21 protein-coding genes are annotated in these 25,208 nt (G+C 43.0%); 9 read left to right on the top strand and 12 right to left on the bottom strand.

Features of this window, described 5'->3' with window-relative positions; translation table 11 throughout:
• Positions 1 to 436: 436 nt before the first annotated feature.
• From polA to recQ, 4 genes are all read right to left on the bottom strand, one after another.
• The gene (polA, locus tag C9J45_RS14870; protein ID WP_107261172.1) at positions 437 to 3,208 is read right to left on the bottom strand and encodes a DNA polymerase I; all 2,772 of its coding nucleotides are present in this window, start codon (positions 3,206 to 3,208) and stop codon (positions 437 to 439) included.
• A gap of 964 nt (positions 3,209 to 4,172) precedes the next feature.
• Positions 4,173 to 4,883 carry a 7-cyano-7-deazaguanine/7-aminomethyl-7-deazaguanine transporter gene (locus tag C9J45_RS14865; protein WP_107207796.1) on the bottom strand — a complete coding sequence of 237 codons (711 nt, stop codon included), beginning with the start codon at positions 4,881 to 4,883 and terminating at the stop codon, positions 4,173 to 4,175.
• Between the two features lie 134 nt (positions 4,884 to 5,017).
• Entirely contained in the window at positions 5,018 to 5,323 is a 306-nt protein-coding gene (locus tag C9J45_RS14860) for a DUF3630 family protein (RefSeq protein WP_107247542.1), read from the bottom strand.
• A 328-nt stretch (positions 5,324 to 5,651) separates the two neighbouring features.
• On the bottom strand, positions 5,652 to 7,502 hold the full coding sequence (gene recQ, locus C9J45_RS14855; protein WP_107207798.1) for an ATP-dependent DNA helicase RecQ: 1,851 nt from the start codon (positions 7,500 to 7,502) through the stop codon (positions 5,652 to 5,654).
• A 204-nt stretch (positions 7,503 to 7,706) separates the two neighbouring features.
• Between recQ and rarD the strand changes: the two genes are divergently transcribed.
• Both rarD and ggt read left to right on the top strand, forming a co-directional pair.
• On the top strand, positions 7,707 to 8,612 hold the full coding sequence (rarD, locus tag C9J45_RS14850) for an EamA family transporter RarD (RefSeq protein ID WP_107291118.1): 906 nt from the start codon (positions 7,707 to 7,709) through the stop codon (positions 8,610 to 8,612).
• Between the two features lie 134 nt (positions 8,613 to 8,746).
• Positions 8,747 to 10,510 carry a gamma-glutamyltransferase gene (ggt, locus tag C9J45_RS14845; protein WP_107292716.1) on the top strand — a complete coding sequence of 588 codons (1,764 nt, stop codon included), beginning with the start codon at positions 8,747 to 8,749 and terminating at the stop codon, positions 10,508 to 10,510.
• Positions 10,511 to 10,608: 98 nt separating this feature from the next.
• Here ggt and uvrD read toward each other — a convergent pair whose 3' ends face one another.
• Positions 10,609 to 12,780, bottom strand: coding sequence for a DNA helicase II (gene uvrD / locus C9J45_RS14840; RefSeq protein ID WP_107207801.1), 2,172 nt, complete (start codon positions 12,778 to 12,780; stop codon positions 10,609 to 10,611).
• 215 nt (positions 12,781 to 12,995) lie between these two features.
• Between uvrD and C9J45_RS14835 the strand changes: the two genes are divergently transcribed.
• From C9J45_RS14835 to C9J45_RS14820, 4 genes are read left to right on the top strand one after another with little or no spacing between them, the layout of a single operon-like run.
• A complete protein-coding gene (locus tag C9J45_RS14835) occupies positions 12,996 to 13,259 on the top strand; it encodes a DUF2282 domain-containing protein (RefSeq protein ID WP_107292715.1) in 264 nt (87 codons plus the stop codon).
• Complete coding sequence (locus C9J45_RS14830) at positions 13,259 to 14,122, top strand: DUF692 domain-containing protein (protein WP_107292714.1); 864 nt, start codon at positions 13,259 to 13,261, stop codon at positions 14,120 to 14,122. The genes C9J45_RS14835 and C9J45_RS14830 overlap by 1 nt, the downstream gene beginning before the upstream one ends.
• Entirely contained in the window at positions 14,100 to 14,918 is an 819-nt protein-coding gene (locus tag C9J45_RS14825; RefSeq protein WP_107292713.1) for a DNA-binding domain-containing protein, read from the top strand. The genes C9J45_RS14830 and C9J45_RS14825 overlap by 23 nt, the downstream gene beginning before the upstream one ends.
• Entirely contained in the window at positions 14,911 to 15,363 is a 453-nt protein-coding gene (locus C9J45_RS14820; RefSeq protein ID WP_107287859.1) for a DoxX family protein, read from the top strand. Before C9J45_RS14825 ends, C9J45_RS14820 begins: the two co-directional genes overlap by 8 nt.
• Positions 15,364 to 15,422: 59 nt before the next feature.
• Here C9J45_RS14820 and yigB read toward each other — a convergent pair whose 3' ends face one another.
• From yigB to C9J45_RS14790, 6 genes are all read right to left on the bottom strand, one after another.
• Positions 15,423 to 16,151: a 5-amino-6-(5-phospho-D-ribitylamino)uracil phosphatase YigB gene (yigB, locus tag C9J45_RS14815; RefSeq protein ID WP_107292712.1), complete on the bottom strand. Its 729-nt coding sequence runs from the start codon at positions 16,149 to 16,151 to the stop codon at positions 15,423 to 15,425.
• A 32-nt stretch (positions 16,152 to 16,183) separates the two neighbouring features.
• Positions 16,184 to 17,089 carry a tyrosine recombinase XerC gene (gene xerC / locus C9J45_RS14810; RefSeq protein WP_107292711.1) on the bottom strand — a complete coding sequence of 302 codons (906 nt, stop codon included), beginning with the start codon at positions 17,087 to 17,089 and terminating at the stop codon, positions 16,184 to 16,186.
• A gap of 1 nt (position 17,090) precedes the next feature.
• Positions 17,091 to 17,795, bottom strand: a complete 705-nt coding sequence (locus C9J45_RS14805; RefSeq protein ID WP_107247549.1) for a DUF484 family protein — start codon at positions 17,793 to 17,795, stop codon at positions 17,091 to 17,093.
• A complete protein-coding gene (dapF, locus tag C9J45_RS14800) occupies positions 17,792 to 18,622 on the bottom strand; it encodes a diaminopimelate epimerase (RefSeq protein WP_107207808.1) in 831 nt (276 codons plus the stop codon). The genes C9J45_RS14805 and dapF overlap by 4 nt, the downstream gene beginning before the upstream one ends.
• Positions 18,623 to 18,660: 38 nt before the next feature.
• A complete protein-coding gene (lysA, locus tag C9J45_RS14795) occupies positions 18,661 to 19,911 on the bottom strand; it encodes a diaminopimelate decarboxylase (RefSeq protein ID WP_107207809.1) in 1,251 nt (416 codons plus the stop codon).
• A gap of 68 nt (positions 19,912 to 19,979) precedes the next feature.
• Positions 19,980 to 20,096: a lipoprotein gene (locus C9J45_RS14790; protein WP_107207810.1), complete on the bottom strand. Its 117-nt coding sequence runs from the start codon at positions 20,094 to 20,096 to the stop codon at positions 19,980 to 19,982.
• A gap of 78 nt (positions 20,097 to 20,174) precedes the next feature.
• Between C9J45_RS14790 and cyaY the strand changes: the two genes are divergently transcribed.
• Positions 20,175 to 20,486, top strand: coding sequence for an iron donor protein CyaY (gene cyaY, locus C9J45_RS14785; RefSeq protein ID WP_005372465.1), 312 nt, complete (start codon positions 20,175 to 20,177; stop codon positions 20,484 to 20,486).
• An 82-nt stretch (positions 20,487 to 20,568) separates the two neighbouring features.
• Here cyaY and C9J45_RS14780 read toward each other — a convergent pair whose 3' ends face one another.
• Complete coding sequence (locus tag C9J45_RS14780) at positions 20,569 to 23,124, bottom strand: class I adenylate cyclase (RefSeq protein WP_107207811.1); 2,556 nt, start codon at positions 23,122 to 23,124, stop codon at positions 20,569 to 20,571.
• Positions 23,125 to 23,517: 393 nt separating this feature from the next.
• Here C9J45_RS14780 and hemC point away from each other — a divergent pair, with 393 nt between their 5' ends.
• Positions 23,518 to 24,450 (top strand): hydroxymethylbilane synthase, encoded by a 933-nt coding sequence (hemC, locus tag C9J45_RS14775; RefSeq protein WP_107207812.1) that lies wholly within the window; start codon positions 23,518 to 23,520, stop codon positions 24,448 to 24,450.
• Complete coding sequence (locus C9J45_RS14770) at positions 24,450 to 25,196, top strand: uroporphyrinogen-III synthase (protein ID WP_107207813.1); 747 nt, start codon at positions 24,450 to 24,452, stop codon at positions 25,194 to 25,196. The genes hemC and C9J45_RS14770 overlap by 1 nt, the downstream gene beginning before the upstream one ends.
• Positions 25,197 to 25,208 lie beyond the last annotated feature (12 nt).

Genomic DNA, 25,208 nt, shown 5'->3' with positions numbered 1-25,208 from the left:
TTAAGAGAAAAAGGCGAACAAATAAGCCAAAAAGATCAAATAGACCAATGAACGACCATAATTTGATTAGTAATTAGCTAAATAGAGAGAAACGAGAAAGAAAGAGATAATCAACAGACAACAAAGAAAGGTATAAACGGAGAGAAAAAATTTTCGAGCGCACAATAAAAAACGCCCCGGTCCAAAGTGAGACCAGGGCGGCTGAATCAGCCAAATCCAATAACGTGAAACAAAAGGTCTGAAAGATAGAACATCTTACCTCTGTACCCTACACCTGTAACTGTATATCAAACGTGCAGTTTTTGGAACCCCTAAATGTAGTTTTTTTTCACTTTGTTGTAAGTAAATTTTACATATTGGTTTTTATTTGTCGCTTATTTTTAACAAAAAAATAGCCAGCATCGTGCTGACTATTTATTATTATTACCAATAAAAATTAGTGCGCTTGATCCCAGTTATCACCGTAACCAGTATCTGCGATAAGCGGTACATCCAGCGTCGCTGCTTGTTCCATTAATGCTTTAACTGATGCAGTTACCGCTTCAAGTGCTGATTCTTTCACTTCAAACACTAATTCATCGTGTACTTGCATTAATAAACGCACATCGCCTTCCGGTTGTTGTTGCACCCAACCATCAACCGCAATCATCGCCAACTTGATGATATCAGCTGCGGTTCCTTGCATTGGCGCATTGATTGCTGCACGCTCCGCTGCTTTTCGACGTAAACCATTACGTGATTTAATGTCTGGTAGATATAAGCGACGACCAAAGAGCGTTTCAACATAACCTTGCTCTGAAGCCGCATTACGCGTGCTTTCCATGTATTCTAAAACACCTGGATAACGCTCAAAATACACATTCATGTAGTTTTGTGCTTCATTACGTCCCATATCTAGCTGCTTCGCCAAACCAAATGCACTCATGCCATAGATCAAACCGAAGTTGATCGCTTTAGCACGGCGACGTTGCTCACTACTTACCTGCTCAATATCTAAGCCAAGGATTTCAGCGGCCGTTGCGGCGTGGATATCTTTACCATGACGGAAAGCATCTAATAATGCTTTATCACCGGATAAATGCGCCATAATACGTAATTCAATTTGGGAGTAATCGACCGCTAAGATCTTATACCCGCTTTGTGCGACAAACGCTTGGCGAATACGACGACCTTCTTCATTACGTACTGGAATATTCTGCAAATTTGGATCGCTTGATGATAGACGTCCGGTTGCAGTCACGGCCTGATGGTAAGAAGTATGCACTCGACCCGTTGCAGGATTCACCATCTTAGGCAACTTATCGGTGTAAGTAGATTTCAGTTTTGCAAGTCCACGATATTCTAAGAGTAACTTAGGCAGTGGGTAATCAAGCGCCAGCTCTTGCAATACTTCTTCATTGGTTGACGGTGTACCAGATGGCGTTTTCTTTAAAACAGGTAATCCCATTTTTTCAAATAGGATCGCTTGAAGCTGTTTTGGCGAGCTTAAATTAAATTCTTGCTCCGCAATTTCAAACGCTTTTTTCTCAATTTCATCAAGTCGAGCAGCGATCTCTGTTGATTGTGCGCCAAGCAACATACTGTCGACATAAACACCCGTGCGCTCCATACGTGAAAGTACTGGCACTAATGGCATTTCGATAGTTTCAAAGACATGCTTAAGTTTGTCGTCAGCTTCTACTTTAGGATACAACGTATTGTGCAAACGCAAAGTAATGTCAGCATCTTCAGCAGCATAAGGGCCCGCTTGCTCTAAATCGATTTGATTGAACGTTAGCTGCTTTTTACCTTTACCTGCAACTTCTTCAAAGCTGATATTCTTATGCTCTAAATAACGTAGGGCAAGGCTATCCATATCATGACGCCCAACAACGCTATTAAATACATAAGATTCAAGCATGGTATCGAACACAATACCCTGCATTTCAATGCCATAACGAGCAACAATACTGGCATCAAACTTAAGGTTTTGGCCAATTTTCGCTTGTTTTGGATCTTCAAGTAACGGTTTTAACTGCTCAAGTACCCAATCACGGTCAAGCTGCGCTGGCGCATCAAGATAATCGTGAGCCACAGGGACGTAAGCCGCTTTACCTTCTTCAATCGCAAAAGACACACCGACGACATTCGCCGTCATGTAATCTAAACCATCGGTTTCGGTATCAAAGGCAAACGCCTCTGCCGCTTTTAATTGTTCAAGCCATGTTGCAAAACTTTCTTTATCTAAAACCGTTTCATACCCACTACGATCAATCGTTGGTGCAACGACTTTTTTTTCAGCTGGCACATCACCTGATTTTTCGTCAGCAACAATACGGCCATCACTTCCATCAAGCATTTCAGTTAACCAACGACGGAACTGTAACTTACCAAACAGCTCGGTGAGAGCATCTGTATCTGGTACGCCCTTACGCAGTTCATCAGGTGTTACATCTAGCTCAACATCCAATTTGATGGTGGCAAGCTTATATGACATGTAAGCCGCTTCTTTATTATCAATCAGCTTTTTCGCCATGGTTTTTGAACCACGGAAACCGAGAGCAGCAATATCATCTAAATTATCGTATAAGGCATCTAACCCACCGATACCGGTAAGCAATGCTTTTGCTGTTTTCTCACCAACCCCAGGCACACCTGGAATGTTATCCACTTTATCGCCCATCAGAGCAAGGTAGTCGATGATCAATTCAGGACCAATCCCAAACTTATCCACAACACCGGCGGGATCCATCACAACATCAGTCATGGTATTGATCAAAGTAACATTTTGATCCACCAGCTGCGCCATATCTTTATCACCTGTACTGATAAGTACTGGCATACCTTGTTGTGATGCTTGTGTGGATAACGTGCCAATCACATCATCAGCTTCAACCCCAGAGATCGCGATCAATGGTAGCCCCATCGCTTTGATCACCGCATGCAATGGTTCGATCTGACTGCGAAGATCGTCCGGCATCGGTGGACGATTGGCTTTATATTCAGGATACATATCATCACGGAAGGTTTTCCCTTTCGCATCAAAGATCACTGCGATATGTTCGGTTGAAAATTGACGTAACATGCTACGTAGCATGTTTACAACACCATAAATTGCGCCCGTCGGCTCACCGTCAGAATTAGTGAAATTCGGTGCAGCATGGTAAGCGCGATACAGGTAAGAGGATCCATCAATCAGGATCAATGGATTTTCTGGAATAGTTGCCATAGGGTTATTCTTATATCCAAGCGTTTGTCGTTCAGGTTAGTAGCTCTATTATCGACCATATTAGGCGTTGAGCGACAGGAAAAATGCAATAACCATAGAATGCCACGCCCTGTCGCAAGTGTTAACCAATGTTTTATTCTATTCTCACTTTTTCTGTGGATAACTTTGTTAGTATTTAATTTACGCCAGTTGATCGTTTTTTGGGTAATTTGATAAATAAGAAACTATTACAAACACAATCAACAACTTAACTATGAACCTTAATTTCGATCCTCGATCCCTATTTGATCATTAATTGTGGAAAACCTCATAGTGATAAAGCCAAATTCGGTAATAACATCATAAAAATCAGACGATTTGTTTAGTATCAAAACCAAAAATAACTAAATTGCGGTAATTTTAGCCGCTTATACACTATTTAATGGCAGAGATACCTATCAGTGAAAATTTATCTTCGATAAAAAACTAAAGCATAGAAAGTTGATCTCTTTTTTATCTTAATAGTGATCAATAAAGACGCTTCGATCGTGGCACAGTAAAATCACACATAAAGACTATGCCATCGTGAATGCAATAGAAAAAAATAAACGGCTTAACGATAACGGATCAATGGAAGATAAGAATAGACTAGACAGATCTTAAAAAAGAAAAAGCGACGCTACGATGAGTAGCGTCGCTCAGCAGAAGTGGTGTTCGGTTATTAGCCCTACACTAATAACACGCAACCGGAGCTGTAGTACACTGGAAGCAATGTGAGCAATGTCGTGCCATCAAGACGATATGATTATGTTCCATCCCTATCGCCTGAGTGCATGTTAATAATAACCATTCTCACTTGAGATGCAAGTATTTTATTGAGAATAATTGTCATTTGACACGATATTTTTTAACCAGTGTCTTCACTGTATAAAAAAACCGATCTTAGGATCGGTTTCTTCTTTAACCCTTATCACTAGTAACAAAACTATTGATTAGTCTTTGCCGCCACTAACGTTTGCGGTGGTAACGTTGTCAGCTTATCAATTAAGTAATTAAGTAATACGCCATAAATAGGCACAAATAGTCCGAGACTAATAATTAACTTAAAGCTGTAATCCACCAACGCAATTTCCGTCCAATTTGCTGCCATAAACGGATCGGGACTGTGGTAAAACGCTATACCAAAGAACGCAATGGTATCAATCGCATTACCAAAAATAGTGGAGGCCGTAGGGGCTATCCACCATTGTTTTAATTGGCGTAGGCGGTTGAATACCGACACATCTAAAATTTGCCCTAACAAGTAAGCCATAAAACTGGCAATCGCAATACGAGCAACAAACAGATTAAATTCCGTTAAATGTCCTAGCCCTTGGTATTCGCCTTGGAAGAACAAGACCGATAATAAATACGATACGAGCAGTGCAGGCATCATGACACGGAAAATAATTTTACGCGCCATTCCAGCCCCAAAAATACGCACGGTAAGATCGGTAGCTAAAAAGATAAACGGAAAAGTAAACGCTCCCCAGGTGGTGTGATAACCAAATACGGTAAAAGGTAACTGCACTAAATAGTTACTCGATGCAATTACGAGTAAATGAAATAGCACTAAATAACCTAGGGCTTTACGTTGCTGTTGTGGAGTAAAAGAGGGTGAAGCTATAGCATTAGATTGAGATAAAGCAGTCGTCATGTGAGACCTTTTTGTCAATGGGGGGAGGGAACCCAAACATACTTTGCTGCCAGCGTTTTATCGCCAACAACGACCAGGTCGGCGATTATACAGAAACCAGCTTGCTTGCCTAGCTTTTGATCTTACCAGCGAGATTAATTTAATAAGCTCGCAATAAAAGTGAGTGTTTCTTCATCGTCATCACTCATGGCTTCAAGCCATAACGCACCGCTGTAATGCTCACCTTTTAACAGCAAACGACAACCTTCAAAATCAATCAACCAAATATGTAGATCTGCATTACTTTCTTTCTCTACCATCTTAGCATCAATGGCGAGTAAGAAAGATTCTGCGATCGTATCAAAACTATCGAAATCAAATGCCGGGCTTTTAATCGATAAAAAACGTGCGTCGCGTTCAAACTGACGAATACCGAATACGTGACTTATTACTGCTGTCATCATGACTCCTATTTATTGCTTTAAATAGCGGGCTTCAATCCTTGTTATCCCTTGATGTAACCAAGTGTTAATTAGCATTACAAAGGTTAAGGTTGCTCTAGTATTCCACTTATCATCGTGGTCTTATTGGGCTGCTGCTGGAGTACGTTATCGCGAGTCCCGTCGCATAACCTAGCAGCTCGGTGAAATGAATATTCCACCAAAAATACGCAAGCTGTTTTGTCGTGACCAAACACCCTATTAAGGCTGTTTCTTTAACGCATTCTAGCCGGGCTTACCATGAGCCCGGTTTTTTTATATCTATACTCAACTTGCTAGATTCGATATTTTAATGCGGCTCTTCAATTGCCAATAAATGATCACGGATCAAGCCTAAAAAAACCTCTCCGTATTTTTCTAGTTTACGCTGACCCACCCCGTTCACCGCAAGAAAGTCGCCATTTGACGTCGGTAATCGCTCTGCCATTTCCATTAAGCTGGCATCGTTAAACACCACATAAGGCGGTAGATCTTCTTCATCAGCAATCGCTTTTCGCAATTTACGTAACTTGGCAAACAATTTTTTATCGTACTGGCGATTCGCGAGTTTATTCACTTTCATGTTACGGGCAATATTATCCAGTCGCGGAACTGCAAGTTCTAAACCAATCTCAGCACGTAATAGTGGGCGGGCTTTTTCTGTTAATTGCAGTACGGAATTACGGCTAATATTCTGGGTTAAGTACCCCAAATGAATTAACTGGCGTAATACACTCACCCAATATTCATGGCTGTATTCACGCCCAATACCATAAGTACTTAATTTATCATGTCCATGCTCGCGGATTCGTTGGTTTTGCATCCCACGAAGCACTTCAACGATATAGGTAATACCGAAACTTTGGTTAACACGGTAGACACAAGACAAGGCTTTTTGCGCCACTTCGACCGCATTAAAACGCTGCGGCGGATCTAAACACACATCGCAATTACCACATGGCTCATCACGGTGCTCACCAAAGTAATGCAACAATACCTGACGACGACAAGTTTGTGCTTCAGCAAACGCGCCCATCGCATGCAGTTTATGACGCTCGACGTCCTTTTGCTGCCCTTCTTCTTTTTCATCTAAACAACGGCGAAGCCATGCTAAATCTGAAGGATCGTATAACATTACCGCTTCAGCAGGTAAACCATCACGCCCTGCTCGACCTGTTTCTTGGTAATAAGATTCAATGTTACGAGGAATATCAAAATGCACGACATAACGCACATTGGGTTTATTGATCCCCATACCAAAGGCAACAGTGGCAACCACGATATGAATATCATCCCGTTGAAACGCCTCTTGAACATTGGCTCGCTCAACATGATCTAACCCCGCATGATAGGCCTCTGCACGTATGCCTTTATCTCGCAGTTTTTCACTGATCTGTTCTACTTTCTTACGACTATTGCAATAAATAATGCCGCACTGCCCACGCATACCTTCAACATAGCGAATAATTTGTGTTAACGGTTTATGTTTTTCCCACAAAATATAACGAATATTCGGGCGATCAAAACTGCCTAGATACTCATGAGGACTCTGCAATCCTAGGCGGCTAACAATATCATGGCGGGTTGTTTCATCTGCCGTGGCAGTTAATGCCATTATCGGTAGGTTTTCAAACGACTGCTTCAATCGTCCGAGAGCGGCATATTCTGGTCTAAAATCATGTCCCCATTGCGAAATACAATGCGCTTCATCAACCGCGACCATCGCCAGCGGTACGTCACGTAAACGATCAATAAAATCATACGTTAATACGCGCTCTGGCGAGACATAGACTAGCTTTACAGTCGCATCTTTCATCGCATCAAACACGGCGAGGATCTCATCACGTTCCATCGTCGAATTGATATAAGCGGCAGCAACACCATTGGCTTTAAGCTGATCGACCTGATCTTTCATCAATGAAATAAGCGGTGAAATAACCAGCGTGATCCCTTCTTTTAATAAAGCAGGGATCTGATAACACAATGACTTACCACCACCCGTTGGCATAATCACCAAGCAATCTTCGTCACGATTGACGGCATCAATCACATCCAGTTGACCTACACGAAATTGCTGATAACCGAAAATTTCCTGTAAAACAGACTCGCTCGTAGATGCTGATAATGCAGAACTGGGTCCATGATGGCAGACGGATGACATGATAAGTCTCTTGGCTAAACGGGGCGTTCATTCTATACCTAAAGCCCCCTTTGATGCGAGGTAGTAACTTGGCTATCAATTAAAAACTCGATGCTCTGGTTTTCCATCATCTTTTCAGCAATAAAATAAATACTGGTATATCAAGCGATCTTATTTATATACTGCTATAGAATAAAAGTTAACCAATGTTAGATTTGGAGTTTCATGGAAGATAACAACAATCTCGCTAAGCGTGGGATCATTCTCGCTATTTCTGCCTATACCATGTGGGGAATAGCGCCGATCTACTTCAAATCCATTACCAGCGTTCCTCCGCTCGAAATACTGAGTCATCGCGTGATTTGGTCGTTCTTCTTCCTTGCACTCATTATTGCATTCAGCCGCCAGTGGGTGCGTGTCAAAGCCGTTCTCACTCAACCGAAAACGCTTTTCCTACTCACAATATCTGCGTTACTTGTCGGTTGTAATTGGCTTATTTTCATCTGGGCGGTCAATAACAATCATCTTTTAGATGCCAGTTTAGGCTACTACATTAATCCACTGTTAAATGTGCTACTCGGCATGTTGTTACTGGGTGAGAGGTTACGTCGCTTACAGTGGGCGGCAGTTTTAATCGCTGCGATCGGTGTTATTGCCGAGCTCATTCAATTTGGGTCATTACCTTGGATTGCCTTTGCACTTGCGACCAGCTTTGGGTTTTATGGCCTATTACGAAAAAAAATCAATATTGATGCTCAAACTGGCTTATTTATTGAAACCTTTGTGTTGTTACCGTTAGCCGCTATTTATCTCTTTTTTATCAGTAGCAGCCCAACGGCTAACCTGACGGATAATTCCTTCAATCTCAATTTACTGTTAGTCGCTGCCGGTATTGTCACTACCTTGCCTTTACTGTGTTTTACCGGTGCCGCAACGAAATTAAAGCTGTCTACCTTAGGTTTTCTACAATATATCGGCCCTAGTTTGATGTTCATATTAGCGACTTTTATTTATCAAGAGCCGTTTAAATTAGAACATGGCATTACCTTTGGCTGTATTTGGTTGGCGCTGTTGTTATTTAGTATTGATGGGATCCGATCTCATCAACAATCATCGAATAATAAAAATTAGCGACGAGCTTGTTTGCTTTTAGATAATCATTCGACATGTATGATAGAACTCTCATTTTTATTATCTAACTCAAGCAAATAAAAGTATAAAATAGCGTTCAGTTAACGACATTACTCCACTCATAAGGATTGAAGATGCCAAGGTTCACCTCAGCTACAGCCTTTTTATTGAGTGTTTGTTGTTTTTCATTTCCAGCATTAGCCAATGAAGTTCAACAAGCCTCTGATCACATTGAACCTGAGCCGAGTACTAACCAACAATCACAACCGTTGGTTTCAGGTAAAGAGTGGATGATCGCCACGGCCAATCCTTATGCCAGTCAAGCAGGAGCTGATATTTTACGTCAGGGTGGCAGTGCTGTTGATGCAATGATCACCGCGCAACTAATATTAGGCTTAGTTGAGCCACAATCATCAGGGATCGGTGGTGGTGGATTTTTGGTGTATTGGGATAATGACAATAACCAAATGACGACATTTGATGGTCGAGAAACAGCCCCTTTTGCTGTGACTCCCCGTTTGTTTCAAGACAATCAAGGTCAGCCGCTAAAATTCTATGATGCCGTTGTCGGTGGACGATCTGTCGGTACACCGGGTACGATTAAACTGCTATGGCGCAGTCATCAGCAATACGGAAAATTGCCGTGGAAAACGCTGTTTCTTCCTGCGATCAAATTAGCCAAAGAAGGGTTCATCGTCAGCCCTCGGCTTGCTGCAATGGTTGAGAACGATGCAGAAAATCTTCGTCGCTACCCTACGACTAAGGCCTACTTTTTTGACTCACAAGGCAAACCACTTCAAGCAGGAAGTAAGTTAGTTAATAACGCTTATTCAAATACCTTACGTCAAATTGCTGATTATGGCCCAAGAGCCTTTTATCAAGGCGATATTGCACGAGATATTGTTAATACCGTCCAAAACGCAGAAGGTAATCCAGGGGTATTAAACACGATGGATCTCGCCAGCTACAGCGTTAAACAACGTGAGCCTATTTGTGCCCCCTACCGTCAATATCAAATTTGTGGAATGGGGCCACCCAGCTCTGGCGCATTAACCTTGGGGCAAATATTGGCCATGCTCAATCATTATCCCTTGGATAAGCTCGGTGCCGATAACGTCAAAAGTTGGCAGTTAATTGGTGATGCCTCGCGTTTAGCTTTTGCTGATCGCGGTCGCTATATGGCAGACAGTGATTATGTGCCAATGCCTGTTCGTGGCTTACTCGATCCGAACTACCTTGCCGAGCGTGCTAAATTACTCGAGGGAAATAAAGCATTACCCCAAGTAAAACCGGGAATGCCACCTTGGAATCATGCCAATAACCGCGCCAGTGATGAAGCGATCGAACTGCCTTCCACCAGCCATTTATCGATTGTAGATAAAGAAGGTAATGTGGTCTCACTCACCTCGACGATTGAAAACAGTTTTGGTTCACGGTTAATGGTCAGGGGATTTTTACTCAATAATGAATTAACGGACTTTTCATTCCGCAGCCAAATTGAGGGAGTTCCTGTTGCTAACCGAATAGAGCCAGGTAAACGACCTCGCTCGTCAATGACACCCACGATTGTGATGAAAAACAACCAGCCAGTGCTAACCATCGGCTCACCCGGAGGAAGTCAGATCATTGGTTATCTCACAAAAACCTTAGTCGCGTATATTGATTGGGGGATGGATTTACAACAAGCGATCAACTTACCGAATATGAATAATCGCTTCGGTACCTTTGAACTTGAAAAAAACACGCCCGCGGCAGAGTGGACGCCAAAGCTTGAGAAGCTGGGCTATAAAATCCAAATCAAAGATCTGAATTCAGGTATTCAAGCGATAAGTATTGCGCCAAATCAGCTTATTGGGGCAGCCGATCCTCGTCGAGAAGGTAAAGTGATCAGTCAATAACCGCGCTAATACGCAGATAAAAGCAAAAAGCCCAGCACTCAAAAGATGATTGCTGGGCTTTATTTTTTGGTGTTACGAACAATTAAAAACGCATACTATTACATTGGTGTAAGCTTGGCGTACTGAGTCACCAACCACTTAATACCTTCACCATTAAACGCCACTTGCACACGGCTTTGTGCGCCACTGCCTTCAAAGTTAATGATGGTGCCTTCACCAAATTTTGGATGTTCAACACGCTGACCTAGGTTAAAACCTGTCTCATTAAAGTTGTTATTCACCTGTGTTTGGCTAAAACGACCACTGCTTGCCGGACGTGACACTTGCGCTTTCATGCGGACTTCTTCGACGAACTGGTCGGGAATTTCGCGGATAAAGCGTGAAGGTTTGTGGAAGTTATCTTTACCGTATAAACGACGCATTTCAGCATACGTGATATACAGTTTTTGCATTGCACGGGTCATCCCCACGTAACACAAACGACGCTCTTCTTCTAAACGTCCCACTTCCTCTGTGGTACGTGAGCTAGGGAACATCCCCTCTTCTACACCCACCATAAATACTACTGGGAATTCTAGACCTTTAGCACTGTGCATCGTCATCAGCTGCACCGCATCTTCAAAGTCATCCGCCTGGCCATCACCGGCTTCTAATGCCGCATGGGCTAAGAAGGCCGCCAGTGGCGTCATGCTTTCTGCTTCTTCTGGGATTTCAAACTGGCGAGTTGCTGTGACCAATTCTTCTAAGTTTTCAATACGCGCTTGAGCTTTTTCGCCTTTTTCTTGCTCGTACATTGCACGTAAACCAGAATGTCGAATGACTTCATCGGTCTGCTGATACATTGGCAAGTCGGCGGTATCATCTTCAAGAGCATTAATCAGCTCGATAAAACGACGTAATGAATTCGCCGCACGACCTGCTAAAACTTGCTCTTCAAGCAAGGCAATACTCGATTGCCACATGGTTAAACCACGATCGCGAGCAGCTAAACGAATCGTCTCTAACGTGCGATCGCCCAAGCCACGCGTCGGGGTATTTACCACACGCTCAAACGAGGCATCATCATTACGATTGGAGATTAAACGCATGTAAGACAACGCATCTTTGATCTCTTGGCGTTCGAAGAATCGCATACCACCGTAGATACGGTACGGCAGTCCAGCTTGAATTAATGCTTCTTCTAATACCCGTGATTGGGCGTTACTACGGTACAAGAAAGCCGTTTCGTTGAGGCTGCCACCTTGATCGCGCCATTCTTTGATTTTCCCCACCGCAAAACGCGCTTCATCGAGTTCGTTAAACGCAGAATAAAGCGAAATCGGCTCACCTTCACCACCGTCAGTCCAAAGTTTCTTGCCCATACGTTCGTTGTTATTGGCAATCAACTCATTGGCAGCATTTAGAATATTGCCGGTCGAACGGTAGTTTTGTTCAAGGAAAATCGACGACGCATCTTTAAATTCATTTAAGAAACGCTGAATATTTTCAATTTTTGCACCACGCCAACCATAAATAGACTGGTCGTCATCACCTACGATCATCACATGGCAATCAGGTCCCGCCATTAAGCGTAACCACGCAAACTGAATGCTGTTGGTATCTTGGAACTCGTCAACCAGAATGTGCTTAAAGCGTGCTTGGTAATGTTCACGGATATGCTTGTTATCGCGCAATAACTCGTAAGATCGCAGCAATAGTTCAGCAAAATCGACCATACCCGCACGATCGCACGCTTCTTGGTAAGCGGTGTAAATACGTAGCCAAGTTTGCTCTACAGGATCGCTATAGGTTTCAACGTGTTTAGGACGTAAGCCTTCATCTTTCTTGGCATTGATATACCAAGCAGCCTGACGAGCAGGCCAATGCTTTTCATCTAGATTCTGCGCTTTGATCAAGCGACGCAATAAACGCATCTGATCATCAGAATCCAAAATATTAAAATCTTCCGGCAAACGCGCATCAAGGTAATGAGCACGCAGCATGCGGTGACATAGTCCGTGGAAAGTACCATTCCACATCCCCGCACTTGAGCCGTGCATTAACTCATTAATACGCCCACGCATTTCTGCGGCCGCTTTGTTGGTAAAGGTCACCGACATAATCGAATACGGTGATGCTTGCTCTACCGATAACAACCAAGCAATGCGATGAACCAGCACTCGTGTCTTACCACTACCGGCGCCAGCCAGTACGAGGTGGTTACCCAACGGCGCTGCCACCGCTTCTCTTTGTTTATCATTGAGCCCGTCTAATAGGAGTGAAACGTCCATCGCTATCTACTGGTTATTTATACAATGGTGATGATTATAACAGCACGAAAAAAGATTGCCTCGATATCTTCATCTTTCCTTGGTGCAGAAAATTGTTTTAATTTTAATCATTTTTTTTCGCAATAAATATCAGCCATCCCCTTTCCTATTAAACAGAGCGTGTTAACGCCACATAAAAACTAGCCAACTAAGTTATATCTCAAGAGGGTTTCATCATGAACAACGTAAACAAGCTTGCACTCGCATCAACCATGACAGGTCTTATCGCATTAGCAGGTACAGTAGCCTCAACTTCTGCCGTTGCTGGCGAAGCAAAAGAAAAATGTTATGGGGTGGCGAAAGCAGGAAAAAATGACTGCGCAACGAAAACCACATCATGTGCAGGCTCAGCGAAAGAAGATGGTCAAAAAGATGCCTTCATTGCGATGCCTAAAGGGCTTTGCGATCGCCTTCATGGTGGTTCAACAGAGTCCGCATAATGAGCTATCCATTATTAACGGATATGGTTGGGGTGGGTTTACGCTCACCTCATCACCAACCGATTATCGCGCAACGTCCAGATATTGGCTGGCTTGAAATTCACAGTGAAAACTATTTCAACCGCTATACGCCTCAATATCAACAACTGTTAGCCATCATCGAGCATTACCCGATGAGTTGTCATGGTATTGGGTTATCCCTTGGCTCAGCCGATCCAATTAACCGTGAGCATTTAAAGCAACTGAAACAAGTCATTGACGTTGTTAATCCTTTTGCGGTTTCAGATCACCTCAGTTGGAGTTCAGTTAACGGTCAATACTTTAACGATTTACTGCCTCTACCTTATACCGAGCAAGCACTTGATGTTTTCTGTACGCATGTCGAACAAGTGCAAGATTACCTCAACAGACAATTATTAATTGAAAACCCATCGAGCTATCTCAGTTTTAAGCACTCCGTTATACCGGAATGGGAGTTTCTAACTGCCGTTCAACAACGCACAGGATGTGGCTTGTTATTAGATTTAAACAATCTTTACGTCAATAGCTTTAACCATCAGTTTGATTGCCAAACTTATTTAGATGCCATCAATCCCGATACGGTAAAAGAGATCCACCTTGCAGGCTTTACGGTGAAACAATTCCCTGAAGGGGAAATATGGATTGATACCCATAGTAAGCCGGTAAGTGAGCCTGTATGGCAACTTTATCGTCAATGGATACAGCAAAATGGTAAGCATACTCCAACCTTAATAGAGTGGGATGCAGAGTTACCATCATTAGAGATACTCCTTGCTGAAGCGGCTAAAGCGAACGCGTTCCTTCAACGAGAACATCACCATGAAATATGCCGTCAACAATGAACTGCACCAGCTCCAAAGCGCCTTTTCCGATGCGCTGCAATACAAACACAGTCATGCATCTACAACGATAAAAGCCACCAGCTTTAGTGCCGAGCAACACCTACAAATTTATCGAAATAATTTTATTTTGAGTTTAACCGATATTCTTTCGGCAACGTATCCCGCAGTCCTAGCGATGATCGGCCATGACTGTTTTGTTCAACTGGCGCGATTACACATACTGCATTCTCCCTTAACCCAAGGCGATGTGAGCCATTACGGTGAAGGGTTTCATCGCACCATTGCAAATAATGAAACCATCAACAAAGCCTTACCGTATTTATCGGATCTCGCTCAACTCGAATGGTACCGAGATATTGTCAGCCGCATGCCATCACAACAACACGGTTTTCCATTTGAAAAATTACAACACCTTCAAAATTCAGAAAATGCCGATGCCTTTGGACAAAGCTATTTTCATATTCCTGCGGCAACCTATGTTTTGACCAGCCAGTATAGTGTCGGAGATTTGTGGCATATTGTAGAGGGTGAAAGACTCAACCATCACGCATCAGCGTTTTCTAGCGCTGATGATCCATTGGCAGCACTTGATATCGATCAGCCACAAACCGTGGTTATTCAATTACGTGGCAACGAAATATTAACGCAGGTTATCTCTTCAGATCTCAAGGCGTTAATCATTCACTGCCAACAACAAAAATCACTTCAAAAAGCCTCGCCACAGATGCTTGAACAACTACCTTTATTATTTGAATATCAACTCACCGACGATATCGTGGAGGCAAACGATGGATAGTTTTATTCGCAGTATCGACCCTTTTTTCTCACGGCTAACCACCCCTTTTATCCCACTTGTGCTGCTATTTACTCGTCTCTGGGTTGCATGGGTATTTTTTCAATCTGGCATGATCAAATACTCAAGCTGGGACAGCACCTTATACCTTTTTGAATACGAGTATCATGTGCCCTTATTACCATGGCACTGGGCGGCATATATTGGTACTGCGGTTGAAGTTTTTATCCCTATTTTTCTCACGCTGGGGCTATTTACTCGCCCGATGGCATTCGTACTTTTTGGATTTAACGTCATGGCAGTCATTTCCTATCCCGCACTTTGGGAAAAAGGATTTTATGATCACCAACTGTGGGGAATGATGCTACTCACCAATGTGATCTGGGGGGCGGGAAGTCTCTCTTTTGATCACTTATTTAATCGTGGCCACCTTCACCATTCTTTCTAAATATCGATCGTGTTTTAATATGCTATACGCAATAAAAAAGCGACCCATGGTCGCTTTTTTTACTGCTCTAATCCGACAATCTCAAGCAGCTGCGCCAATTGCGTAATTTCTACATCAGGTAGGATCAACGCTTGCGATTGCTGCTGAATCAATTTTTGTTGATCGTTAAACCAACACGCTTGAAAGCCATGCTGTTTCGCGCCTTTTACATCGGTAATAAGATGATCACCAACATGTAAGATTGTCGCGGCTGGTACATTTAGGGTATTAACCGCAAGGTTAAATAAATCTGCCTCAGGTTTTGCTAAACCATCTTTGCCCGCTTGAAACACCTCGACAAAATATGGCGCTAAGCCAATTTTTTCTGCATCAACATTACCATTTGTTAGCCCGACTAGCGGAAAATGGTCACTTAATTGTTGTAATACTCGATGCGTTTCTGCAGGAACATCGACTTGGTTGCGAATAGCCAGTACAGTATCTAATCCCTGCTGCGCTAAAATTTCTGCCTCTGATAGACGAAACCCTAGCTGCATTAAACCTATTTTAATGGTTTCATATCGCCACAAACTGACATCATGTTTGAGCATTGGATCTAGCATCGCTAATTGCGATTTAAGCGATGACCAAACGGTTTTATCAATTATGATACGTGACGGTAAGATCTGCGTTAACCAGTCAAGCATTGCTTGTTCAGCACGAACAATCACCGGACGGTTATCGTATAAGGTATCGTCAAGATCAAAAGTTAAGGCACTAATTGGCGTTAATTGGCGGTAAAAATGCATAATTTCTCTGTATTGATACGTAGCAGTCAATGTTATTTATTACGCTTAGCACGAGGATGTGCTTCATCATACACTTTCGCTAAATGCTGAAAATCCAAATGAGTATAGATTTGGGTTGTCGATAAATTTGCGTGACCTAAAAGCTCTTGTACTGCACGTAAATCGCCGCTCGATTCCAACATATGTGTCGCAAAACTGTGACGTAGTTTATGGGGGTTAATGTGGCTTGATACTGCCTGTTTTTTTCCCCATTCCGCCATTCTTTTCTGCACATTTCGAGTCGAAATACGCGTGCCTAATTTAGACACAAACAGTGCTGGCTCTTCTGCTTGAGCAAGATTATCACGCAACTTCAGCCATTTCGCTACCCATTCACGAGCAAGGCCAGAGAAAGGAACCACCCTTTCTTTATCGCCCTTACCAATTACCCGTAAGTCGCCTTTGCTTAAACTGATATGACGCACATCAATACCAACCAACTCGGCTAAACGTAACCCTGCACCGTACATCAATTCCATCATTGCGCGATCACGAATTGCTAATGGATCATCATCGTTAACATCCAACAATTGATTCATTTCATCCACATCCAAATTCTTGGGTAATGGACGTGCTTTTCGTGGCGCCGCAACGCCTTTTGCAGGGTTGGCTTTTAAAACATTTTGATGGACTAAAAAATCAAAAAAACTTCGCAAGGCTGATAAGCGCATCGCAAGGCTACTCGCCTTTAAGCCATCTCGCATCCCTTTACTGGCGATTTGACGAACCCAACCGGCATCCACTTGCTGCCAATTATCGACGCTCAATTCGACCAATTGTTCAGCAATACGCGTTAGCTGGCGCTTATAATTTTGCTGAGTATGTAAGCTTAGTTCACGTTCACTACGTAAATATTCGTAGAAACGTTCAAGTGGTTGTTCCAAGCTGCGGGGCAACATATTAGTCAATAACCTCACGGGTATATTGCCAATGCTCTATCAGGTAACTAATGGTTGTTGCTAACTGCTCAACAAACAAGGTGTCCATTTCGGGTTGAAAATGTCCACCATCTGCGCTCGCAAAACTCAATACACCATTGGCAGCCGATCGACCTAATGGCAACACAATAAACGATCCTAACTGCGGCGGATGGCTATATAACAATTCAGCTTCAGGACGACGTAAGCGGCCTAAATACGGACGATCTTGAATTAAACGAGAACGATAAAAATCGTTAAATTGGCGACGTTCGAGATATAACAACTTATCTTCGCTATCAAACAAGCGAAGACAAACAGAAAGATCCAATTGCGCCGCTAAGGTATCAATAATCGTCAGTACCTGATAAATATTATGGCATTGTAATAATTGTACTTGAGCATTAGAGAACAAGACCGATAACTCACCACTTTTGGTTGCATTGGCGAGTAACGTGGCATGTTGTTGCTCAAGCTCGGCGATCCGTAGTCGTAGTCGCTCTAATTGAATATCAACCAGAGAGACGGTACCACGCTCTTGATGAGGGATCCGCACCTCACTCAACCACTCCGATTGACGTGAAAAAAAAGTGGGATTATTGCGCAAGTAAGTTACAACTGCTTGCTCATTCAGCACCTCATTCAAGTCATCCCCTGATGAACAAGTTTGCTGAGAATGTGTTGTCATTGAATAAATTGTCCGTCAAAAACGTGAGCGGCAGGGCCGGTCATAAATAATGGTTTACCTTCCCCCGCCCAACGAATATATAAATCACCACCAGGTAGAGAAACTTTTACATTTTCATCCAGCAAACCTTGCACTCGCCCAATCGCAACCGCCGCACAGGCACCGCTACCACAAGCTTGCGTTTCACCCGCACCACGCTCATAAACGCGCAAACGCACGTTATTGCGATCAAGCACTTGCATAAAGCCAGCATTAACACGCTCAGGAAAACGTTCATGGGATTCTAATAACGGGCCTAATGTATCGACATCGGCAGTATCAACATCATCAACCATCGTTACACAATGCGGATTCCCCATACTTGCCGCGCCACAGAAAAGCGTGTGCTCACCTGCACGTAAAATATAGGTTTTTTCAGCCTGTTTAGCTTTCATCGGGATCTTGCTCGGTTCAAAGATCGGCACGCCCATATTCACTGTCACCTGATTATCATTTTCAAGTTTCAGCAACATTTTCCCTGCTTTTGTACTCACCGAAATATGGTATTTATTGGTTAACCCTTTCATTGAAACAAAACGGGCAAAGCAACGGGCACCGTTACCACATTGTTCGACTTCACTACCATCAGCATTAAAAATACGGTAATGAAAATCCGTTTCAGGATCATAAGGCGGTTCAACCACTAACAGTTGGTCAAAGCCGATACCACGATGTCGATCCGCCAAACGGCGGATCGCATCAGGTGAAAAAAATACATTTTGTGTCACGCAGTCAACAACAACAAAGTCATTGCCTAACCCATGCATTTTGGAAAAGTTAATCTGCATGATGTTCCTTAATTTTTTTCATTTCATCGCAGCCATGATTACTGAATAATCTGTTCTAGTTGCCACAGTTGCGCTAGCGTTTCACGCTCACGAACAACATGAGCCTGTTCACCGTCGACCATAATTTCAGCCGCACGAGCACGGGTATTGTAATTCGATGCCATCACAAAGCCATAAGCGCCTGCTGAACGAACTGCTAATAAATCACCTTGCGCTAAACATAAACTGCGATCTTTACCGATAAAGTCACCGGTTTCACAAATAGGTCCAACTAAATCGTAGACATGCGCTTCACCCTGACGCGGGCTAACCGGCACAATATCTTGCCACGCTGAATATAACGTCGGACGAATTAAATCATTCATTGCCGCATCAACAATGGCGAAGTTTTTATGTTCAGTATGCTTTAGAAACTCAACTTTTGTCAGTAATACACCCGCATTCGCAGCAATGGCGCGTCCTGGCTCAAAAATCAGCTCCAAATCAGGATAGTTTTCTAATCGGGCGAGTAATGCCGAAGCATAATCTGCAGGTTGTGGTGGTTGCTCATCATTGTAAGTCACCCCTAGACCACCACCTAAATCAAGGTGCTGAATATGAATGCCTTCGGCTTTTAACTCATCAACCAACGCCAATAAACGATCAGTAGCATCAATAAATGGAGTAATATCAGTTAACTGAGAGCCGATATGACAATCCATACCAACAACCTGTAAATGTGGCAGGCTATGCGCTAGGCGATACACTTCCACCGCGCGATCAAACACAATACCGAACTTATTATCACGTAATCCTGTTGAGATGTAAGGATGCGTTTTCGCATCAACATCAGGGTTAATACGCAATGAAATAGGCGCTGTAACGCCTAGCTCTTCAGCAACGCTATTTAGACGCTCTAATTCAGGTTCAGACTCAACATTGAAGCATTTGATCCCAAGCTCTAGTGCACGCTGCATTTCAGCCGCCGTTTTACCGACACCTGAGAACACCACTTTTGCCGGATCACCACCAGCGGCAATCACACGCTCTAATTCACCTTGTGACACAATATCAAAGCCAGAGCCAAGACGAGCAAGAACATTTAATACCCCAAGGTTAGAATTCGCTTTAACGGCATAACAAATTAAATGAGGGTGCGTCGCAACCGCCTCATCAAATGCTTTCCAGTGGCGCTCTAACGTTGCACGTGAATACACATACAAAGGTGTACCGTATTGCTCAGCCAATTGTGCTAATGGCACATTTTCAGCCCATAATTGATTATTTTGCTGGTAGTTAAAGTAATCCAATGTTTTTCTTCCCTGTTAAGTAGCTGCTTTCAATGGCGACACTGTTTAACTCAGTGTTTATTTATTTTTTACTTTGCTTGCTCTTGCTGTGGTGCATCTTTTGGCATGTAGAGAGCACCACTCTGTCCACATCCCGCTAATGTTAGGGTCGCTAACACAAAAATTGCTAATAAACCTTTACGCATAATTCAAAGCCAGTGATTATCAAACCAATGCCCTCTATAATCGCACCAAGAACAGGAAAAGCAATAGGACACAATAAGATGAATGACACTGAATTTCACCAATTAGCTGATTTAGCACTAATGCAAATCGAAGAAGGTATCGATGAATCCGGTGCCGACATTGAGCCAGAGACAACGGGTAATGTATTAACACTCGAGTTTGCTAACCGCAGCCAGATCGTAATTAACCGCCAAGAGCCATTACATGAACTCTGGTTAGCTTCAAAATCAGGCGGTTATCATTTCAAATATAATGGCACGGAATGGCGTTGTACCCGCAGTGATGAAGAGCTATTTTCACTGCTTAAAAAAGAATGCAGCCTTCATGCTGGTGAAGCGGTTGAATGGTAAATAAGATATTTATTGTCATGAACTACCGATAAAAAAAGCCTTCACATCTGAAGGCTTTTTATTGTCATGTCAATACACGGTATTAACTGTTAAGCATCCCAGTTGAATTGGGATCGACATCGGGCTTTGGACGCGGCATTTGACCACTCTTAAATGGCAATACTTGTAATTTACCGTTGTCGCAATGCACGATATCGTAGAACTGAGGTAAATTAAAGTTAATGAAGTTAGTCGCACTAAAACGGTCTTGCGCCGAAGTGTAAAAACGATTAACCCCATGTACCATCTCATCTTTATTACCACTACATTGACGGTACACTTCCATCTGGTTGGTTTCATCTAAGATATAGATGTTGTAGCCCTGCTCACAATCTTCAAAGAAGAACTGGATCAAACCTTCACTCGCATAAGCATCCACTATTTGTGGAGGATGAGGTTCGTCCATTTTCCCCATCACAACATGAGGCACTTCACTGACTTTATTCGATGAAATGCAACTGTAGAAATCAACTGGGTTTTCTAACCGTTGAACAGAAACACCACGACGCTCAAAGAATAAGCCAAAGGTTTCTTCTGCAATGCGGATCGCTTTAAATCGACGACGCTTTTCTTCTTCAACCGGTTTTAAGCGCATTTCAATACATTCAGCCACTAACTGATATACTAAATTACGGATCAAACCACGCATGTGCTTGCTATAACAGAATACATCAACCGCTTCAGGTGGGATCGCATCATGGTGCATCTTCCCAAGCATGGTTTTCAGTGCATCTAACATGGCATTATCGCCGCTAAAGTTAAGCGTGCGCACTTCATTCCACGAGTTGCGATAAATCAGATCGACGCTGCCAACTAAACATTTCTGTTCTGGGCCATAACTGAAAATATCGGTAGTTTTAAAATCAAACCGTACCGAGCGGTTTTTCAGCTCATTGGTTGGGTCATTTTCTAAATTAATGAATAACCCTAACTGACGAATCTCACACGGGCTCGATAACGCTTGTAAACTTGGATTCGGACGGCGAATTGGGAAGGTATTTCGAATATCACTCACCAACTGATAGAGCTTATCTAAATCAAAATCTGCATCACGTACCACGGTATGAAGGTGCGTTGATTCCGTTAATAAACCATTAAAATAGCTCCAAGCGACTAACTTAGATAAGTAACGGTTATGCTCAAGAGCCGGTTGTCCCATAATTAACAAGGGATCGATGGGCTGTTTATAAAGATACCAACCAGCAGCATTCGTACGCCCCTCAGGCACCTGAATAAAGGTGATATCTTCTTCATGTAAATCCGGTGAGATCTGTGGATTAAGTAAAGTGACTTTACCTGGAAGTACCTCAAATGCCGCATATAACTTACGCGCCAAAATACTGATATCTTCAGGACTGATCGCAGAGGTAATATTATTACGACGCGCAAAACGGATTAAGTTACGATAACTTAGCATTAACGCATCTAATAATTCGTTATGTGCCTCTTTAACTTGTGTCACTTTCCAATCACGACGATGATCAAGTTCATTAATCACCGAGTCTGTCCATTGCCACTGCTCAGTTAAGTGCTTGAGAACACGACGACGCCAAGGCACAGAGCCGGCACTTGGTTCACGAGATAGCTTTTCATGGGTTTTTAAATAGAAGCAACGACGCACTAAATCAAGACGACGATGATCATCAATTCGCTCAAGATAGCGCGTGACTTTTTCCAACATTAAATAGTACGCATCCATACAGTATTCACTGCGGTCTTCAGCAAAGAAGCGACGCTTACCATCAAGGCTTAAAAGTTGAGTATGCGGGTATTCCCATGAGTAAGCTTCAAGCAAAATGGCTTTGAGCACTGACTTATACGGTGAGTCGATACTTTTATATAACTGCCATAAACTTGAACCAAAATACTCTTCGGCAGGAATACGCGTTAGACCACCAAAATCAATCCACTCATCAAGATTAATGTAATCTTCATCAATTAAGTACGCCATATATTGGTCATAGCACTCTTCCATTTCTGGCGGCACCATAAACCACAATAATGGCAACCCTGCCAAACAAACGGCAGAGCGATAGAATTCATCTAATAATAATAAATGCTGGCTAGAACCACAGTTTTCACCGGTCATCGCTTCAGAGAAGTTATGACGGAATCGATTCTCATCAATAAGAAAGAAATTCGCTTCAACCCCTTGCTCCATTGCCCACTGCGACACAAGGCTACACTTGCTGTCAAGTGCACTACGTTCTGCTGGTGTCAATGAAGTTCGGATACAAACCCAAATATCAAGATCACTGGTTAGGCTTTGTCCCATTGATGAGGTACTTCCCATGGCATACAAGCCAGTGATTGGGCAGTCATTTATCTCAAGCAATAGGGGATCGACCGAGAGTTCGGCAGAATGGGCGCAATCATCAACGAATTGTTGCTGGACATCAGTCACAACAAATTTCGCGATCCCTTGAGCTACCGGTTGGTCAAGATAACCCGGTAAAGCAGGGTGATTGTAATGAAGTAAGACAGGCAACAAGTCAAATACTTGTACTGATTGAGCATTCATCGCTAACCGTGCTCGTTCAATACGAAGCTCAGTCAATGAATCTAGCCTGCCTTTCAGCGTCTTAATATAATTTTGCAAATTACTCTTCCAAGAGCTAACAGAGTTGAAGCACCCCAAATATCACCCTTAGGATCATTTGAGCTGTGTTAAATATGAGCAAAAACGTGATCAATGTAACACTTTTAATACCCTTGGTAAAGATAATGCCAAGTCAGGTAATGCGACAATTCTGTGTGATTCATCCTTAAACTATTACCTCAAATTAGTACAATGATGAATAACCGCCAGTTGCCAGCGAATCATCATTCTATCATTTAAGGTCGATGTGATTAATATCACATTTTTTTAAACTATTAGCAACATGATCGTATGCATATACTCAAATGATTAAGCAAATTATCATCCAGACGATGCTAATGGTACGATGTGCTTAATAGAAAATAGAATCTTCATTATGGATCCCCAATACTTATGAGTAATCAACCAATCCGTATTGCTACACGTAAAAGCCCACTCGCTATGTGGCAAGCTGAATTCGTTAAAGCAGAGCTAGAACAAGCCCATCCAGGCATTATTGTCGAGCTTGTTCCGATGATCACAAAAGGCGATATCATTTTAGATACTCCACTGGCTAAAGTGGGTGGTAAGGGGCTATTCGTAAAAGAGCTTGAAGTCGCTATGCTTGAAGGCCGTGCAGATATCGCGGTTCACTCAATGAAGGATGTACCCGTTGAGTTTCCTGAAGGCCTAGGCCTTGTAACCATCTGTGAGCGTGAAGATCCTCGTGATGCGTTTGTCTCAAATAAATACAACAATATTGATGAGCTACCTCAAGGTGCTATTGTTGGTACTTCTAGCTTACGTCGTCAGTGTCAATTACGCGCCCAACGCCCTGATCTTATCGTCAACGATCTACGTGGTAATGTTAATACTCGCTTACGTAAGATGGATGAAGGTCAATACGATGCGATTATTCTTGCCTGTGCTGGCCTTAAACGTCTAAAAATGGAAGACCGTATTCGCAGCGAAATTACACCAGAAGTGAGTTTACCTGCTGTTGGCCAAGGCGCAGTGGGGATTGAGTGTCGTCTCGATGACACACGTGTTCGTCAATTGTTAGCTGCCTTAAGTGATCAAGCCACCACAACACGCGTATTGTGTGAGCGTGCAATGAATAACTACCTACAAGGCGGCTGTCAGGTGCCAATTGGTAGTTACGCAGAGCTTGAAGGCGACCAAATCTGGCTACGCGCATTAGTCGGTGAACCTGATGGCAGTAAGATTGTACGCGCTGAAATTCGTGGACCAATCGAGCAAGCAGAGCAATTGGGAGAAACTCTCGCAGAGCAACTGCTTAACGATGGTGCTCGCGATATTTTAAATCGATTATACGGTAACGCGTAATGACAGTGCTGATCACCCGCCCTGCCCCCGATTGTTATCAATTGGCAGAGCAACTCAATGCTGCGGCGATCAGCGCAATAGCCCAACCGCTATTAACTTTAAAAGCCGGTGATGGACTTTCTTCGTTATTGCTACAAATCAATGCATTAAAAGCCAATGATTATATTATTGCTGTAAGCCATCATGCGGTAACATTTGCGCACGATTACTTAGTATCGCAAGGTGCAGCATGGCCAAAAAACGTGCATTATATAGCTGTTGGTCATAAAACTGCCGCAACATTGACAAAATTGAGCGGACAGCGAGTATTATCTCCTGAACACCGCTGTGATAGCGAAGGATTATTAGCCTTACCCGAACTCGCACACGTTACGGATCGTAACATCCTTATATTGCGAGGGAATGGTGGCAGAGAGTTGATCCACCAAGCATTAACGGCACGCCATGCAGTAGTCAACTATTGCGAAACGTATCAGCGATGTTGGCTTGATCTCGATGGCGAGAAATTAGTGGCACAATGGCAACATCAACAGCTGGATACTCTTGTTATTACCAGTGCTGAACAACTAGTATTTTTAACAACAAGGATCCCAACTCAACATTTGACTTGGTTTCTCAATTGCCACCTTCTCGTCCCAAGTCAACGTGTGGCCGAGCAAGCAACAACGCTTGGCTTTATGAATATTTCCACCGTGGGCAGTGCCTCCAATCATGCACTCTTCACGTTCCTAAGCAACTTTAGCTAAACGGAATAATTA

Origin of the sequence: Photobacterium sp. GB-1, from assembly GCF_003026165.1 — a bacterium.
Classification (GTDB): Bacteria; Pseudomonadota; Gammaproteobacteria; order Enterobacterales; family Vibrionaceae; genus Photobacterium.
The sequence above is the reverse complement of the archived record's forward strand: the minus strand, read 5'-3'. Positions and strand labels throughout refer to the sequence as shown.

Excerpts from the sequence above, each read along its gene's own strand:
- C9J45_RS14860 (WP_107247542.1), bottom strand. The coding sequence starts at position 5,323 with ATGACAGCAGTAATAAGTCACGTATTCGGTATTCGTCAGTTTGAACGC.
- yigB (WP_107292712.1), bottom strand. The coding sequence starts at position 16,151 with ATGCATTTTTACCGCCAATTAACGCCAATTAGTGCCTTAACTTTTGAT.
- C9J45_RS14825 (WP_107292713.1), top strand. The coding sequence starts at position 14,100 with ATGAAATATGCCGTCAACAATGAACTGCACCAGCTCCAAAGCGCCTTT.
- ggt (WP_107292716.1), top strand. The coding sequence starts at position 8,747 with ATGCCAAGGTTCACCTCAGCTACAGCCTTTTTATTGAGTGTTTGTTGT.
- C9J45_RS14770 (WP_107207813.1), top strand. The coding sequence starts at position 24,450 with ATGACAGTGCTGATCACCCGCCCTGCCCCCGATTGTTATCAATTGGCA.
- C9J45_RS14820 (WP_107287859.1), top strand. The coding sequence starts at position 14,911 with ATGGATAGTTTTATTCGCAGTATCGACCCTTTTTTCTCACGGCTAACC.
- C9J45_RS14835 (WP_107292715.1), top strand. The coding sequence starts at position 12,996 with ATGAACAACGTAAACAAGCTTGCACTCGCATCAACCATGACAGGTCTT.
- cyaY (WP_005372465.1), top strand. The coding sequence starts at position 20,175 with ATGAATGACACTGAATTTCACCAATTAGCTGATTTAGCACTAATGCAA.
- xerC (WP_107292711.1), bottom strand. The coding sequence starts at position 17,089 with ATGTTGCCCCGCAGCTTGGAACAACCACTTGAACGTTTCTACGAATAT.
- C9J45_RS14830 (WP_107292714.1), top strand. The coding sequence starts at position 13,259 with ATGAGCTATCCATTATTAACGGATATGGTTGGGGTGGGTTTACGCTCA.
- C9J45_RS14790 (WP_107207810.1), bottom strand. The coding sequence starts at position 20,096 with ATGCGTAAAGGTTTATTAGCAATTTTTGTGTTAGCGACCCTAACATTA.
- C9J45_RS14865 (WP_107207796.1), bottom strand. The coding sequence starts at position 4,883 with ATGACGACTGCTTTATCTCAATCTAATGCTATAGCTTCACCCTCTTTT.
- C9J45_RS14805 (WP_107247549.1), bottom strand. The coding sequence starts at position 17,795 with ATGACAACACATTCTCAGCAAACTTGTTCATCAGGGGATGACTTGAAT.
- rarD (WP_107291118.1), top strand. The coding sequence starts at position 7,707 with ATGGAAGATAACAACAATCTCGCTAAGCGTGGGATCATTCTCGCTATT.
- uvrD (WP_107207801.1), bottom strand. The coding sequence starts at position 12,780 with ATGGACGTTTCACTCCTATTAGACGGGCTCAATGATAAACAAAGAGAA.
- recQ (WP_107207798.1), bottom strand. The coding sequence starts at position 7,502 with ATGTCATCCGTCTGCCATCATGGACCCAGTTCTGCATTATCAGCATCT.
- dapF (WP_107207808.1), bottom strand. The coding sequence starts at position 18,622 with ATGCAGATTAACTTTTCCAAAATGCATGGGTTAGGCAATGACTTTGTT.
- hemC (WP_107207812.1), top strand. The coding sequence starts at position 23,518 with ATGAGTAATCAACCAATCCGTATTGCTACACGTAAAAGCCCACTCGCT.
- polA (WP_107261172.1), bottom strand. The coding sequence starts at position 3,208 with ATGGCAACTATTCCAGAAAATCCATTGATCCTGATTGATGGATCCTCT.